The sequence below is a fragment of the Alkalibaculum bacchi genome, assembly GCF_937875145.1.
GTDB lineage: Bacteria > Bacillota > Clostridia > Eubacteriales > Alkalibacteraceae > Alkalibaculum > Alkalibaculum bacchi_A.
The window spans coordinates 1-15,817 of record NZ_CALNCS010000147.1 but is presented as its reverse complement, the minus strand read 5'-3'; the positions used below and the strand labels follow the sequence as shown (position 1 = coordinate 15,817).

The window sequence follows — 15,817 nt, the reverse complement described above, 5'->3', positions numbered from 1 at the left end:
ATTCCATTAATGGAATGTCTTCTTCTCTAGGGCAAGTAAATGGATGGTGTTTTGCCATGTATCTATTTTCTTCTTCTGAATACTCAAACAATGGGAAATCTGTAACCCAAAGGAAATCATACTCTCTATCATATTCTATTTCTAATTTTCGAGCTAGCTCTAATCTCAAATGACCCAAAGCATCAAATACGATAGAAGGTTTGTCTCCTACGATTAGAATCAAATCATCTGGCTCTGCATTTGTAGTCACCAATAATTGATTGATTTCTTCATCGCTTAAGAATTTTTCAATTGGTGATTTGATTCCGTCGTCTGTAACTTTTACCCAAGACAAGCCCTTTGCCTTGTATATTTTAACGTATTCTACTAAAGCGTCAATTTCTCTTCTGCTAAAAGATTCTCCGCAGCCTTTTGCATTTATGGCTCGGATATCGCCGCCTTTTGCAATATTATCCGCAAAAACTTTAAATCCTGTGTTTTTAAATACTTCTTTTACATCTACTAATTCAAATCCAAAGCGAGTATCTGGCTTATCTGAGCCAAATCGCTCCATTGCCTCTTTGTAAGGCATTTTCTTTAATGGAAGAGAAATATCTATTCCTTTAAATTTTTTAAATAGTGCTGCAACCATTCTTTCATTTATATCCATAATGTCTTCCTCTTTGACAAAGGATAGCTCCATATCAATCTGAGTAAATTCTGGTTGACGATCTTGTCTTAAATCTTCATCCCTAAAACACTTTACAATTTGATAATACCTGTCGAAACCAGAGACCATTAAAATTTGCTTATACAATTGTGGAGATTGAGGTAATGCAAAGAAATTACCCTTTTGAACCCTGCTTGGCACAAGAAAGTCCCTTGCTCCTTCTGGAGTTGGCTTTGTAAGCATAGGTGTTTCAATATCTACAAATCCTTCATCATCTAAAAAGTTTCGAACAAAACTCGTCACCTTATGTCTCATCATAATAGTGTTTTTCATATTTTGTTTTCTAAGATCTAAATATCGGTATTTTAATCGGATACTCTCTTTTGAAGTATCCGTATCATCAATGTAGATTGGTGGGGTCTGAGCTACATCTAATACTTTTAGGCTATGACATTTTACCTCAATTGTACCTGTAGACAAATTAGGATTAATGGTTTCTTCTGCCCTCTTTACTACATTACCGCATACTTGGATTACGTATTCATTTCGAAGACTCGACGCTAATTTAGCAGCTTCTGCATTATCGCTTTCATTAAATACGATTTGTATGATGCCACTTCGATCTCTTAAGTCAATAAATGTTACGCCACCAAGATCTCTCCATTTTTGTACCCAACCGGATAGCTTTACCTCTTGATTGATGTTTTCTTCACCTAATTGGGTACACATATGTGTCCTATAACTTGTGCTTGGGTTCATGTTTTTCCTCCTGTATTTGTTTGAAATTTTGTATTAAAAATCTTTATATTTGATTATTCTGCCGTGTTGTAGACATTGGGTTTAAAGGTGGTCAGCAAACAAAAAAAATACCCACCCCTGACAATATGTCAGGGACGAGTATCTTAACCCGTGGTGCCACCCTGTTTGGTAAAAACCCACTTTAACGCCTTTGCGTTCTCATAAAAACTCCAAAGTGTTTTTCAACTGCTAAAATATAAAGGCGCTTTCAGTCACGGCACCTTCTCCCTGAATATTCGCTACAGACTACTCTCTTTTTCATCGTTTTCCTATGCAATTGTCTATCATTATAGTTTTTTCTAAATAAAGTGTCAAGGAAAAAGTCAACACCCTTTTTTTAAACCCCCTATTTATAGTTGAAAATAGGGATTTGTCGTACATTCAGTGCTCAATTGACTTGATGGACCATGACCTGGATATACTTTTAAGTTTGAATCTAGTGTTTTTATATTATTTAATGATTGTATGATGGTATTATAGTCTCCTCCATAAAAATCTGTTCGACCAATAGAACCCTTAAAGAGCGTATCTCCAGTAAATAAAGAGTCTCCTATTTGAATGCATACAGAGCCTTTTGTGTGCCCTGGAGTGTGAATGATTGTTATGGTCTCTTCTCCTAGTTTCAAATCATCCTTGTGATCATAATAATAATCGCTTTTAAAAGATACAGTTTTTTCAAAGTGGACAGATAGATTGATAAGAGAATCGTTTATCATCTCTTCATCTTCACTGTGAACATAAATTGGGGCCCCAGTAATTTCTTTTAGCTCTGGTACTAAACCAATATGATCCCCATGTCCATGAGTAAGCAAGATATACTTTACCTGAAGTTCATTTTTTTCAATATAATCTAAAACCGTATTCATACTCCCAACAGGATCTATTACAATTGCCTCTTTTTCAATAGAGACAATATACGTATTTGTCCCCATAGAATTATTATTAATAATTTTAATATCCATATATACACTCTCCTTTTAAACGGTTGTTGAACGATTGTTAAAAGCTCTTTTCGCTATCTATTAACATCGTTACTGGACCATCGTTATCTAGACGAACATTCATATGAGCCTGAAAAACGCCAGTCTTTACTGGAATTTTTGTAGAACGAAAGACTTGGACAAATTCATTGTACGAGCACTCTGCTTCTTCTGGCTTTCCTGCCCGAATAAAACTAGGTCTTCTACCTTTCTTACAATCTCCATATAAAGTGAACTGAGAGACAATCATGACTTCTCCTTCTATATCATTTAAGGATAGGTTCATCTTTCCCTCTTCATCTTCAAAAATTCTCAAATGCTGAATTTTGTCCACTAAGTAATGGATATCTTCTTGTGTATCATCGGTTTTAATCCCTAGTAAGACGAGCAAACCCTTTCCTATTTGGCTATAAGGCTCGCCTTCTACGTCTACACTACAAGAACGAACTCTTTGAATTACTGCTCTCATTTTTTCACCTAAATTCTATAGATAGATAATATCTCTGGTATTTTACTTAATCTCTTGATCAATTTGCTTAATTCTTTAACTGTTTTAACTTCTACGCTGATATCAACATATGCATAGCCTTGAGTATCCCCCTTGCAGTACAAAGAATCAATATTGATATCTTCTTCAGACAAGGTCTTTGTAACCTTTGTCAAAAATCCTCTTACATCTCTTGCCTTAATATTGATTTGCGCTTTAAAGTTTGCATTTGTATGTTTTACCCATTCTACATCGATTAGTCGCCCTATATCATCTGTATGACGGATATTTACGCAATCTGCCCTGTGTATCGAAACACCTCGGCCCCTTGTAATATATCCTACAATATTATCTCCAGGAACGGGATTACAGCATTTTGAAAAGCGTACTGCCATATTATCAAAACCAGAAACTTTTACTGCTTTATCTAAGTCATTATAGATTTTTTGAGGTTTTGTTTGCTTTTCTTCCATTATAGTTGGCTCAGCTGGTTGTTCTAAATTTAGTTCATCCTTAAACTTATTTTTGATTTTTTGTATAACGTGATTGGCTTTGATGCCACCAAATCCAATAGCAGCACACAAATCGTCCATAGAGTTGTAATTTGTCTTCTGTGCTGCGTACTCAAGATAATGCTGTTTAATTATTGTGGTGTTTTGTAAACCCTGTCTCCGCAATTCTTTTTCTAAAGCATCTTTTCCCTTTATAATATTATCTTCTCGTTTTTCCTTTTTAAAATATTGTCTAATTTTATTCTTTGCATGGGATGACTTTACAAGCTTTAGCCAGTCTCTACTAGGCCCACTTGAGTTGTTAGAAGTTAAAATGTGGATAATTTCTCCATTATTTAATTCGTAATTTAAAGGAACAATCTTTCCATTTACCTTTGCACCAATACACTTATTTCCAATATCACTATGAACTCTATAGGCAAAATCTAAAGGAGTAGCTCCTTTCGGAAATTGCATGACATCCCCTTTTGGCGTAAAAACAAAAACTTCATCAGAAAACAAATCTAATTTAAGGGTTTCCATAAACTCAGATGAATCCTGAAGCTCCCTTTGCCACTCTAAAATCTGCCTAAGCCATACTAATTTGTCTTCAAAAGAATCTTCTTTACTCGTAGCTACGCTTTCCTTATACTTCCAATGAGCAGCAATACCAAATTCTGCAGTACGATGCATATCCCAAGTTCGAATCTGAATTTCGAAAGGGTCCCCGTTAGGACCAATAACAGTAGTATGGAGGGACTGATACATATTCGGTTTTGGCATGGCTATATAGTCTTTAAACCTTCCAGGAAGAGGCTTCCACATCGTATGTGCAACCCCTAAGACAGCGTAACAATCTCGCACGCTATTGACAATCACGCGAACGGCAATAAGGTCATATATTTGATCAAAAGTTTTGTTCTGTTGGTACATCTTCCTATAAATACTATAAAAGTGCTTAGGTCTTCCGTAGATATCAGATTCAATTTCTGATTTTTGTAAGCGCTGCTTTAAACTATCTATGACCTGTTCAATATATTCTTCTCTTTCTTTTCTCTTGCTAGAGACCTTATGAACCAAATCATAGTAAGTATCCTCAGCCAAATACCTAAGAGCTAAGTCTTCTAACTCCCACTTTATTCTAGAAATACCCAGTCTATGAGCAATTGGTGCGTAGATATCTAAAGTTTCTTGAGCTTTTTCCTTTTGCTTATCTACTGGCATATACTTTAGTGTCCTCATATTATGAAGTCTATCCGCTAATTTTATAAGAATAACGCGAATATCTTTTGCCATAGCTATGATCATTTTACGCAAACTTTCTGCTTGTCGCTCTTCTTTAGAGCTAAATTCAATTTTTCCAATTTTGGTTACACCATCTACTAGCTCTGCTATTTCTGGAGTAAACATACTGGAGATATCTTCATAAGAATAATTGGTATCTTCAATAACATCGTGTAAAATCGATGCTGTAATCGTAGGCATGTCCAGTTGTAATCCGATAAGAATTTCGGCAACTTCTAAAGGATGAACAATATAGTCCTCTCCAGACTCTCTCTTTTGACCCTCGTGAGCATTTTTTGCCAACTGGTACGCCTTTATGAAAATATCAGTGTCCGCATCTTTATTATAAGATTTAATTTTTTGAACTAATTCGTTTATCATAAGACACACCATCCTAGTATATAAAAGCGCCGTAGGCGCTTTTCGTTGTAAGTTCTACGTTGTAAGTTCTAAGCAAATTCACCTATGGTTACTTGTACAATAGATTTATTGTATTTTAATAAGAACTTGATTAAAGCGAGGACTATTCAATTAAATAAGAAAGCACTATTGACACATTAAACAAGGATTGAACGATAGTCAAACCATTGTTCAATTATTATTATAAGTATACATGAAAAGCTGACCTTCGTCAGCTTTTCTTTAATAAGGATATGTGATTAGGGATTGTACATTATAGCCTTTTAGATTTTCTCTACCGTTTAGATCCATCAATTCGATTAGCGTAAAAACCCCTTCCACTGTTCCTTGCAATCTCTCAACTAAGTTTATTGAAGTGTTCAACGTACCACCCGTAGCTAGTAAATCATCGACAATTAAGACCCTTTGACCTTTTTGTATGGCATCGTGATGAATTTCTAGAGAGTTCTTACCGTATTCCAAAGAATAACTTTCACTTATAGTCTCCCTAGGAAGCTTCCCTGCTTTTCTTAAAGGTACAAAGCCTGCACCTAAAGCGTAAGCTACTGCAGTACCAAAAATAAACCCTCTTGCCTCTGGTCCTAAAATAATATCTATTTGGAGGTCCTTAGCCATGTGGGCAAATTGATCTACTGCATACTTTAAAGCATCCCCATTTTGGAGCAACGTTGTAATATCTTTGAAACTAATTCCCTCTTTGGGAAAATCGGGTACAATACTTATAAATGATTTTAAATCCATTAAAATTCCCCTTGCATTCTTATATTTTACCATGATTTTATACGAATTCAAATCTTTTATTTCATATGTAAAATATTTATTTGTATTTTTTCATTTCCATTATAACTATTTAATTTGGGATAATAAGCCATATCTAATAAAATGTGATTATTCATTCCATTATAAAGCTTATCTAGTTCACTTCTTCCAAACTTCTCTTCAATGTATTCATTAAATTTTTCAATATCTCCAAAAAAGATACCATCATGAAGCTCCTTATTAGAAGAAACTAATTTTAAAGACAATACATTCCCTTTTTCGCCTAAGATTCTTCCCTTTATAAGTCCAATATTTTTATCACCAAATACAGGTTTGCTATTTCCCTTTCCAAAGGGCTCTAAAAATTCTAATTCATTGATAAGGGCTAAATTGACCTGATCAATGGACATAAATGCGTCAATGCACAATTTAGGAATAAGTTCTTCTTCATCTATATCAAATTGTTCATTTATTTTTTGTCTTAAGGCTTGAATATTCGATTTTTGAACAGATAGGCCTGCCGCCATAGAATGTCCACCAAATTTTTCTAATAACTCTCTGCAATAAGATAATCCTTCATATATATTATACGCTTCAATCGATCTACCAGAGCCCTTAGCTACGCCCTCTGAATCTGTCAAGACAATAGTTGGTAAATGATATATATCTTTTACCCTGCCTGCAATAATGCCTGCTACGCTTTCATGAATATCTTCCTGAAATATGATTTTGATTTTGTCGTCTTTTATTTGTGAATTCTCAATTTCAAAAATGACTTTTTCTAGACCAGATTCCGTAAGCTCTTTTCTCTCATAATTAAACTGATATAGTTCACTGGCTATGGCTTTTGCTTCGTCTTCATCATATGTCATCAATAGCTCTACAGCTATATCACTTGAGTCTAATCTACCAGCCGCATTAATGCAAGGACCGATGATAAAGCCTAAAGTATAAGCAGAGATTTTTTGTATGTCCTGATTATTAACCTTAATCAATTCTTTTAGTCCTACATTCTCTGTAGATTTAAGCAACTCCAAACCATTTTTTACGATAATTCGATTTTCACCTACTAAATCTACAATATCACATACGGTTGCCACAGATGTATACTGTACAAAATCAAGTGCTTCTGCTTTAGGAAGGTTCATAAGTTCATAAAGTAATTGTATCATCTTAAATACTACACCTGCACCACAAAGAGACTTAAAAGGATATTTACAATCCTCTTGATGCGGGTTTACGATAGCATAAGCTTTTGGCTTTCGGTATTCTTTGCTTCCATCTTCTAATACTTCATAAGAAAGTTGATGATGATCCGTTATAATTACTATTAATCCTAATTCACTTGCTAACTCCATTGCATCAAAGGCAGATATTCCGTTATCGCAAGTAATCAGAATATCTATTCCATCTTCTTTTGCATCTCTTACGATTCGCTCATTAATGCCGTAACCATCGTATACTCTATGAGGAATCACATAATCTGTCCTCGCTCCACATCTACTTAGAGCTTTATATAAAGTATAACAACTTATAACGCCATCTACATCATAATCGCTTACAATGCGAAACAATTTATTTTCTTGGATCCCTTGTATTATCGCATTAACGGATTTTTCTAGATCTAACATGAGCCTAGGGTCATGTAAATTTTCAAAAGTTGGATGGAGATACTCTTTGATGCTCTGCCTTGAAGTAATATTCCGATTAACTAATACCCTACAGACTTCTTGGCTAATTCGAAGCTGAGAAGACATGTTTTTGTAGTCTACTTTTCGATTTTTTAAGGTCCACCTATACATATTCTCACCCCCGTGTAAGTTCTAAGTTCTAAGAAGTACAGCCATCAAGGGTGACTTTTGGTTTTACATACAACTTAGAACTTGCATCTTAAAACTAATGTGCCTTTGCTGCTTGTCTCTTCTCCTGTACCACATACCAGAAGGAGCTTGCTATAAATATAGTTGAGTAGGAGCCACTGATAAATCCAATGATTAATGGAAGAATGAAGTCTTGTATAGACTGTACCCCCATTAGATATAAGGATATGATCGCTAATAATACACATAAGGTTGTATTAATAGATCTCCCCATGGTTTGATTAACACTATCATTCGTCAATTCGAACAACTGGCTCTTTTTATACTTTCTTCGATTTTCTCGTATTCTGTCAAAGATAACAATTGTATCATTAACAGAGAAACCTAATATGGTGAGCATTGCTGCAATAAATGGTGAATTGACTTCAACGCCAAAAATCGAATATGCTCCTAATACAGCTATTAAGTCATGTGCTAATGCAAGTACGGCAGAGAAGCCAAACAAGAACTCAAATCGAAATGTAATATAAACGAGTATAAGTAGTACTGCGATGACTGAGGCTAGTATGGACTGGGTTTTAAATTCGTCACCTATTGTAGCGCTTACCTTCTCTGATGATAATAAATCTTTGCCTTTTAAATCGTATTTTTCTTGAAATTTACTAAACAAGGACTCAATTTGTTCTTCATTCAAACTCTCCTGAGTATTGATCATTAGTTGAGTTTGTTCTTCCCCAGCATAAGTAATGTCTGCACTGTCATCAAAAGTGTCTGTAATTTCTCTAATTTCATCTGTTTTAAAAGTTTGATGCATTTCAATTTGAATAATAGTACCACCTTTAAAATCGATGCCGTAATTTAATCCATTAATCAATAAGGAGCCTATACAGATGATCATAAGTATGGTAGAAAAGATAAAGAAGAACTTTCTCTTACCTATTATATTAAATTTCTTTTTCATGTACTCGCCTCCTATGCTCCGTAAAATTTAGTATTTTTTACTATCTGCATATTTACAAACATCTTTAACAGATGTCTTGTTACAGTAAGTGCTGTAAACATGCTAATTGCAGTACCTATTAAGAGTGTTACTGCAAAACCCTTTACTGTTCCAGATCCCAAAGCAAAGAGTACTAGACCAGCAATGACTACCGTAACATTTCCATCAAATATGGATGAGAATGCTTCTTTAAAGCCTGAATCAATAGCAGCTCCAAGAGATTTTCCAATGCGGAGTTCCTCTTTTATTCTTTCAAATATAATGACATTGGCGTCAACAGCCATACCAATAGAGAGAATAATTCCTGCAACACCTGGAAGTGTTATGGTCACACCAATTAAAGAGTATACTAAGAAGTTTAAAAGGACATATACAATTAATGCTAAATCTGCAATAAACCCTGGCACCCTATAGTAAAATAACATAAAGGCGAATACTAATGAAATACCAATTGCCCCACCAATGATACTCTTTTCTAATGAGTCTTGTCCTAAGGTAGGTCCAATTGTTCGAACTTCCACTGGCTCTAGTTCTACTGGCAATGCTCCTGCTTGAATTAGAGTAGCAAGATTTCCAGCTTCTTCAATATTTGCCATGCCTGTTATGACTGCTTCTCCACCAGTAATTTTTGTTTGTACTTGTGGAGCAGAAATCACTTCGCCGTCGAGTTTTATTTCAATGACTTGATTGATATATTTAGCTGTTGCTTCAGCAAAAGCTTCTGTACCAGCTTCATTAAATTTTAATGTAACAACTGCTGATCTTGCACCTGTTTCATCTGTTTGATAGACAGCATTAGATTCTCGGACTCGCTCTCCTGTTAAAACAACTTCTCCATCAGGACCTACAAATTCTAATTGAGCTGTCTTACCTATTACATCTAATGCTTCTTTTTGATCTTGCATATCTGGTATGGAAACACGGATTCGATTTTCTCCTTGCCTTGCAATAATAGGCTCAGATACGCCTAATCCATCTATTCTCTCTTGAATAATTGCAATAGCTCGATTGATTTTTTCATCTGTAACAGGATCTCCTTTAGCTTCTTTTGCTTCTAGAACTACGTATACTCCACCTGTTAAGTCTAAACCGTAGTTGACATTGTCTTTAACAGGCAGTATTTCATATATGCCTACTTGCAATCCATTGATCATAACAAAAGAGGTAAAAGCGATAATCGCTAAAATTAGTACAAATCCTACTGTGCTTTTACTTCTTGTCCCCTTTTTCTTGTAGACTTTCTTTTTCATCTCAAGCCTCCTCATATCTTTATCACTGAACGAACCCGCCCTAAGACCTCCGCCTCCTTAGACAGCGGGGGCCCAAGGGCGGTTAACTCGACTAACCTTTAGTACGGGCGAATCCCCCACTGAAAGAAGTCTCGTTCAAACAACAGTTAGCTTCTGTTAATCGTTTCGATGGCTATAGCACATTCTAATCTCTTCTTTTCTAATTCACAGCCTATTTCATCAGGTTCTAATACATTTCCGTTCGTATTATATGCATTTGCTAAACATCCGCCACCACAGAAATATTTTGCCCAACAGTCTGTGCACTTTGCTTTTTCTGTTAAATTAGCCTCATGAAATTCGTCTTTCACTGTAGTATTGACAATTCCTTCGAAAATTGTACCTAATTTAAATTTCTCATCTCCTACAAATTGATGACAAGGGTAAATATCTCCTTGAGGCGTAATAGCAATATAGTCATTGCCTGCACCACAACCTGAAACCCTTTTGTAAAGACATGGTCCATGATCTAAATCTACATTAAAATGGTAAAAGCGAAATGGTTTGTCTTCTTGTCTTTTTAGGTATTCTTTCGTCAATTTTTCGTATTCATTAAATAAAACTGGTAGATCTTCTCTTGTAATTGCATAATCCATTTTAGGATCTGTAACAACAGGTTCCACAGATATGTGCTTAAAACCACAATCAGCTAGATGAATCACATCATTACTAAAGTCTAAATTATATTTTGTATAAGTACCTCTAACATAATGTTCCTTATCCCCTCTCTTATCTGCCATAGCTTTAATCTTAGAAAGGATAATATCGTAAGTACCCTTGTTATTAGGTGTGTATCTCATACGGTCATTTACTTCTTTTCGACCGTCAATACTCAAAACTACATTGTGCATATTTTCATTGATGTATTCCATTGTCTCTTCATCTAACAAAACGCCATTTGTAGTCATCGTAAAGCGGAAATTTTTATTGTGTATCTTCTCCTGCTCTCTACCGTAATCTACTAGTGTCTTTACTAATTCAAAATTGAGTAGAGGTTCTCCTCCAAAGAAGTCTATTTCTAGATTTCTTCTTCCTTTTGAATTTTCAATTAGAAAATCAATAGCTTTTTTCCCTGTCTCTTCGTCCATAAGAAGTCGATCTCCTTGAAAGTCTCCTTGGGACGCAAAACAGTATTTACATCTAATATTGCAGTCATGAGATACGTGTAAGCACATAGCTTTGATTACAGTATTGTTTATAAAATTAGGATTTATTACATCTTGCTTTGTAAATAATTCATTTCGATTTATCAATTGGTCTATTTCATCAATAATTTCAGATAATTCTTCAATACTATATTTGTTTTTTAAGTTTTCAATGGTCTGTTCTTTATTTACATCAGGATAATAATCTAATATATCATAGGTGATTTCATCAATTTGAAAAACTCCCCCACTATTCACATCAAGTAAAATATATGTATCTTCTAGTTTATATTTATGTATCAAAAAAAATCCTCCTAAACAAACAACAGCAGTAAATATAATATTTACTGCTTAAAGCTGTTTCTTATTCATTTTCACACTTTTGATTTCCTACTGTACAGGATGTCTTACATGCTGATTGACAAGATGTTTGACATTCACCGCAACCTTTATTTTCAAGATTGTGTAATGTCCCCTTATTTATTTTTACAAAATGTTTCACTTTTTTTCACTCCCATCCATATCTTCTTTTTAAATGATCTACTTTATTTTGTAGATAGTAGATTTTCTCTCTAAGTTTTCGTACAGATCGCACTTACGGTAAGTAATGTAGCATAAATAAGACGCAGATTACCTCCGCTGCTACCCAGCTCCGGTCGTTTAGAGTGTTCACTTTGCTTTCGCGCAAATCATCCCATTTTCTCCTGCAAACACGGAAAATACGCTGATTTTTGCGAGTCGACCTGCTGACTCGAATATTATATCATAATATTTACCACGATTAAACAAATTTATCGAATATTGACTCCAATGCAACCGCCAATAAAACCTGTACTTGCAAAAAAGATCCATTTAGGGAGAATACTCATAATTTGAAAACCATCTGCAGCTGTTCCTAGATTTACAGCAAATATAATGGCAAAATAAATTGTTCCCATAATAATCCCATGAAGCCATCCCTTGCTCTTCATACGCCTAGAAACATAAATACTAGCATATAAAACACTTAGTAGCAATATGACAAATTCGAATGGATTGACTAAATTATTATTTAAATCCACAAAGAAAAATACAGTCGTCATAATGACAATTAAAATCAAGGCCAAACCAATGCTACGCAGTAAGCCCTTAAGATATAATTTCAAAAACTCATTATCAACTTGCGAATTCTCTTTCATATCCATACCTCCGACCTCTATCTGTTTATTATTTATTATTCAGTGATGGGAGGTTTTAGAACTAAAATAGGTGGTAACGTGATAAGGTGGCTATTCTTTATTTTTCTTCCCAACTTGTGGTATAGGTTTTCTTACTAGGATGCTTTTAAGAGCAGACCAGTCAAAGGGGTATAGGGGCCAAGTGTATTTTTTGTGATCAAAAGATCTCGTTCTATAGATCATTCCTATTATGATAATTATGCCTAAGGCAACCCCCCAAATATCAAACAATCCCGTTAGAACCAGGAGGACAATGCGAAAAATAGTCATGGATAGTCCAAACTCTACGCTAGGGTTGGCAAAAGTGCCTACACCGGAAATAACGGTATATAAAATAGTCTCAGGTATAAACCACCCTACATTTATAGCAAGATCTCCTATGAGCAAAGCCCCAATAATACCCAAAGAAGTAGAGAGAACATTAGGTGTATGAACAGAGGCAATCCTTAAAATACCAAAACCAAATTCTAAGATGAGAAATTGCACAAATATAGAGATTTCACCTGCTTCCTTTGGTCCTATAAATTTAAGAAAACCAGGCAAGGATTCATGATGATTGACTAACAGAATCCAAATGGGTATGGCAAAAATAGACAGAAACATACCTATAAAACGCATCCACCTAAGATACGTACCTACTACAATATTTTGATAATAGTCTTCAGCGTGCTGTGTAAAATGAAAGATCGTAACAGGCAATAAGATGACACTTGGCGAAGTATCTACGATAATGGCAATATGTCCTTCCATAAGATGAGCAGCCACTACGTCTGGTCTTTCTGTATATTTTACCTGAGGCAATGGATTATACCACTTGGATTCTACTAATAGTTCAACTAAAGTCTTTTCCGCCATTACTAGGGCATCAACTCTAATATTTTCGATTTTTTTCCTAATCTTATCAAGTAACCCATGATCTACTAAATCGTCAATATATCCAATAACTACATCAGTCTTCGACCTAGCGCCTACTTGCTGAATTTCAAAGTACAATTTAGGATCCCGTACACGTCTTCGTATTAAAGCTGTATTAAAGATAACAGTCTCTACAAAGCTGTCTTTTGCTCCTCTTGTGACCTTTTCTGTCTCCGGCTCTTGCGGTCCTCTGACGGGATAAGTTCTAGCGTCTATAATAATTCCTTCCATTTCCCCATCCACAATCAAAGCCAATGCTCCCGAGAGTACCGACAACTGCATCTGTTCTAAATCTGTAAAAGTATCTACCTCTATATAAGCGATGTTTTTATTTAAGAGGTTTTTAATTACATCTTTTTTCAAATCTTCTTTTTTTAGTTGCTGCAAGGTATTGAGGATATAATACATAATATCATCTTTTGCAAATCCATCTATAAAAAAGATACAGGATTTTTTCTCTGCTATATGCAATTCTCTTGCAATAATATCAAAGCTTTTTTCTATTCCAAGAGCATTCTTTATAGAACGCATATTTTCGTTGAAATTAATCTGTAATTTCATAAACCCAACTCCTACCTAACGAATAGAAGTATCATGCCCCTCTTAAAAGGTTTTATGCTAAAACCTTTTAAGTTCTATGTAAAAACACTGTAGTTCTAAGCCCTAGGTTATATAATATACATACAGGTATGATTGCAAAACAAAGTATGGAGTATTCCCTTCCAATCAACCATTTAACTTTCCGCAGAAAAAAGAAAAGACAAAGTTGAATTCTTTGTCTTTACTCTTCTATATTTTTATCTGTATCTAATTTTTTAGGATTTACTTCTGCTTCTTTTACTACCTCTGCTACTGCAGCTTTGGTGATTTCTACTTTTACATTGTCGGGTTTTAATTCAATCACTACTACATTTTCTTTAAAACCTACTACTTTTCCATGGAAACCCCCTACTGTTACTATTCGGTCTCCCTTTTTCAGATTATTTCTCATGTCTTGTATTTTCTTTTGTTGCTTGTTTTGTGGTCTTATAATGAAAAAATAAAAGAATACAAATACGAGAACTAATGGCAGAAAACTACCTAATGTACCTAATTGTTGCCCAGTCATATATTTTCGCTCCTTCTTGTCATATAGTTTTATTATACATGAAACATTTAACAATATCCATATTTCTTGAAAAATTCCTCTTTAAAATCTAAAAGTCGATCTTCTTCAATGGCTAATCGGACGTTTTTCATTAAGTTTAAAGAAAAATATAGATTATGATACGTGAGCAATCTAGCACCTAATATTTCTCCTGCTTTTATGAGATGTCTTAAATACGCTCTTGTGTAATTCTTACATACATAGCAATCACACTCGTGATCGAGAGGCGTAAAGTCCTCCATATATTTAGCATTGCGGATAACTACCCTTCCACCACTAGTCATGGCTGTACCATTTCGGGCAATACGAGTCTGCAATACACAATCAAACATGTCTACACCTCTAAGTACTCCTTCTAACAAAGCATCTGGACTTCCTACGCCCATTAGATACCTTGGTTTGTCTTTTGGAAGAAGTGGCGTTGTGTATTCGAGCATCTCATACATGATCTCCTTTGGCTCCCCTACACTAAGGCCTCCAATAGAATATCCTGGAAAATCGATTTCTAACATTTCTTTTACGCTCTTCTCTCTTAAATCTCTGTACATTCCACCTTGGATAATGCCAAATAGAGCTTGGTTTTCTGTGTTCTTATGAGCGTCTTTACATCTCTTTGCCCATCTTATGGTCCGATCTAGAGAATCTCTTGTATACTCATAAGTAGCCGGATAAGGGGCGCATTCATCAAAGCACATAATGATATCAGATCCTAGGGCGTTTTGTATTTCCATAACTTTTTCTGGGGACAAGAAGTGTTTAGAACCATCTAAATGAGATTGAAAGGTTACCCCTTCTTCTTTTATCTTTCGTAGTTCTCCTAAACTAAATACCTGAAATCCACCACTGTCTGTTAAAATAGGTCTGTCCCAATTCATAAATTTATGCAGGCCCCCTGCCTTTTTAACCAATTCATGACCTGGTCTTAGATATAGGTGATAGGTATTAGATAAGATAATCTGTGCCTCAATTACCTTTAATTCCTCAGGGGTCATAGACTTGACTGTAGCCTGCGTCCCTACAGGCATAAATATTGGCGTCTCAATGATGCCATGTGGCGTGTGCAATCTCCCACGCCTAGCACCAGTTTGCTTGCATTCTTTTATTAATTCGTATTTAATAGCTCCCATAATACCTCCAATTTAGTTCTAAGTTATATGTTCTAAGTAAAAACGCTGAATGCGGAAAGCGAAATGCGGAAGATTTGGGTCAAGTCTCTCGGGTCTAAGATTCGACCATTCGCTCAATAATGACTGAGCCTCCGCCCTTACTTGCCAAAGGCGAGGTTTGTAGCGACTGTAAGGAGCTACAAGCCTGCAACCTACGACTGTCCAACGGACCAACCGTCTAACTTTTCCGCTTTCCGCATTCAGCTTTCCGCTTTTAGGGTTTTAAGATTCTGCTGACCACCTGACCACC

At 35.3% G+C, this 15,817-nt stretch carries 14 protein-coding genes; all 14 read right to left on the bottom strand.

Translation table 11 applies throughout. From position 1 onward, the window contains the following. A partial coding sequence (gene aspS / locus Q7P22_RS09175; RefSeq protein ID WP_303863471.1) for an aspartate--tRNA ligase occupies positions 1-1,408 on the bottom strand: 1,408 nt, incomplete at its 3' end. A 389-nt stretch (positions 1,409-1,797) separates the two neighbouring features. After that, a complete protein-coding gene (locus Q7P22_RS09170) occupies positions 1,798-2,409 on the bottom strand; it encodes an MBL fold metallo-hydrolase (protein WP_303863468.1) in 612 nt (203 codons plus the stop codon). Between the two features lie 37 nt (positions 2,410-2,446). Beyond that, positions 2,447-2,896, bottom strand: coding sequence for a D-aminoacyl-tRNA deacylase (gene dtd / locus Q7P22_RS09165; RefSeq protein ID WP_303863465.1), 450 nt, complete (start codon positions 2,894-2,896; stop codon positions 2,447-2,449). 8 nt (positions 2,897-2,904) lie between these two features. Continuing rightward, positions 2,905-5,070, bottom strand: coding sequence for a bifunctional (p)ppGpp synthetase/guanosine-3',5'-bis(diphosphate) 3'-pyrophosphohydrolase (locus Q7P22_RS09160; RefSeq protein ID WP_303863462.1), 2,166 nt, complete (start codon positions 5,068-5,070; stop codon positions 2,905-2,907). Between the two features lie 261 nt (positions 5,071-5,331). Next, the gene (locus tag Q7P22_RS09155; protein ID WP_303863459.1) at positions 5,332-5,850 is read right to left on the bottom strand and encodes an adenine phosphoribosyltransferase; all 519 of its coding nucleotides are present in this window, start codon (positions 5,848-5,850) and stop codon (positions 5,332-5,334) included. Positions 5,851-5,906: 56 nt separating this feature from the next. Then, on the bottom strand, positions 5,907-7,670 hold the full coding sequence (recJ, locus tag Q7P22_RS09150) for a single-stranded-DNA-specific exonuclease RecJ (RefSeq protein WP_303863456.1): 1,764 nt from the start codon (positions 7,668-7,670) through the stop codon (positions 5,907-5,909). A 94-nt stretch (positions 7,671-7,764) separates the two neighbouring features. Further along, complete coding sequence (gene secF, locus Q7P22_RS09145) at positions 7,765-8,649, bottom strand: protein translocase subunit SecF (RefSeq protein ID WP_303863454.1); 885 nt, start codon at positions 8,647-8,649, stop codon at positions 7,765-7,767. 11 nt (positions 8,650-8,660) lie between these two features. Next, positions 8,661-9,938, bottom strand: coding sequence for a protein translocase subunit SecD (gene secD, locus Q7P22_RS09140; protein ID WP_303863451.1), 1,278 nt, complete (start codon positions 9,936-9,938; stop codon positions 8,661-8,663). Between the two features lie 146 nt (positions 9,939-10,084). Continuing rightward, positions 10,085-11,425: a thioether cross-link-forming SCIFF peptide maturase gene (gene scfB, locus Q7P22_RS09135; RefSeq protein ID WP_113919775.1), complete on the bottom strand. Its 1,341-nt coding sequence runs from the start codon at positions 11,423-11,425 to the stop codon at positions 10,085-10,087. Positions 11,426-11,486: 61 nt separating this feature from the next. Beyond that, positions 11,487-11,624: a six-cysteine ranthipeptide SCIFF gene (scfA, locus tag Q7P22_RS09130; RefSeq protein ID WP_113919776.1), complete on the bottom strand. Its 138-nt coding sequence runs from the start codon at positions 11,622-11,624 to the stop codon at positions 11,487-11,489. 289 nt (positions 11,625-11,913) lie between these two features. Then, positions 11,914-12,300: a TIGR04086 family membrane protein gene (locus Q7P22_RS09125; RefSeq protein ID WP_303863440.1), complete on the bottom strand. Its 387-nt coding sequence runs from the start codon at positions 12,298-12,300 to the stop codon at positions 11,914-11,916. A 90-nt stretch (positions 12,301-12,390) separates the two neighbouring features. Continuing rightward, complete coding sequence (locus tag Q7P22_RS09120; protein WP_303863437.1) at positions 12,391-13,815, bottom strand: spore germination protein; 1,425 nt, start codon at positions 13,813-13,815, stop codon at positions 12,391-12,393. 220 nt (positions 13,816-14,035) lie between these two features. After that, complete coding sequence (gene yajC, locus Q7P22_RS09115) at positions 14,036-14,362, bottom strand: preprotein translocase subunit YajC (protein ID WP_303863435.1); 327 nt, start codon at positions 14,360-14,362, stop codon at positions 14,036-14,038. Between the two features lie 47 nt (positions 14,363-14,409). Further along, positions 14,410-15,528, bottom strand: a complete 1,119-nt coding sequence (gene tgt / locus Q7P22_RS09110) for a tRNA guanosine(34) transglycosylase Tgt (protein WP_303863432.1) — start codon at positions 15,526-15,528, stop codon at positions 14,410-14,412. Positions 15,529-15,817 lie beyond the last annotated feature (289 nt).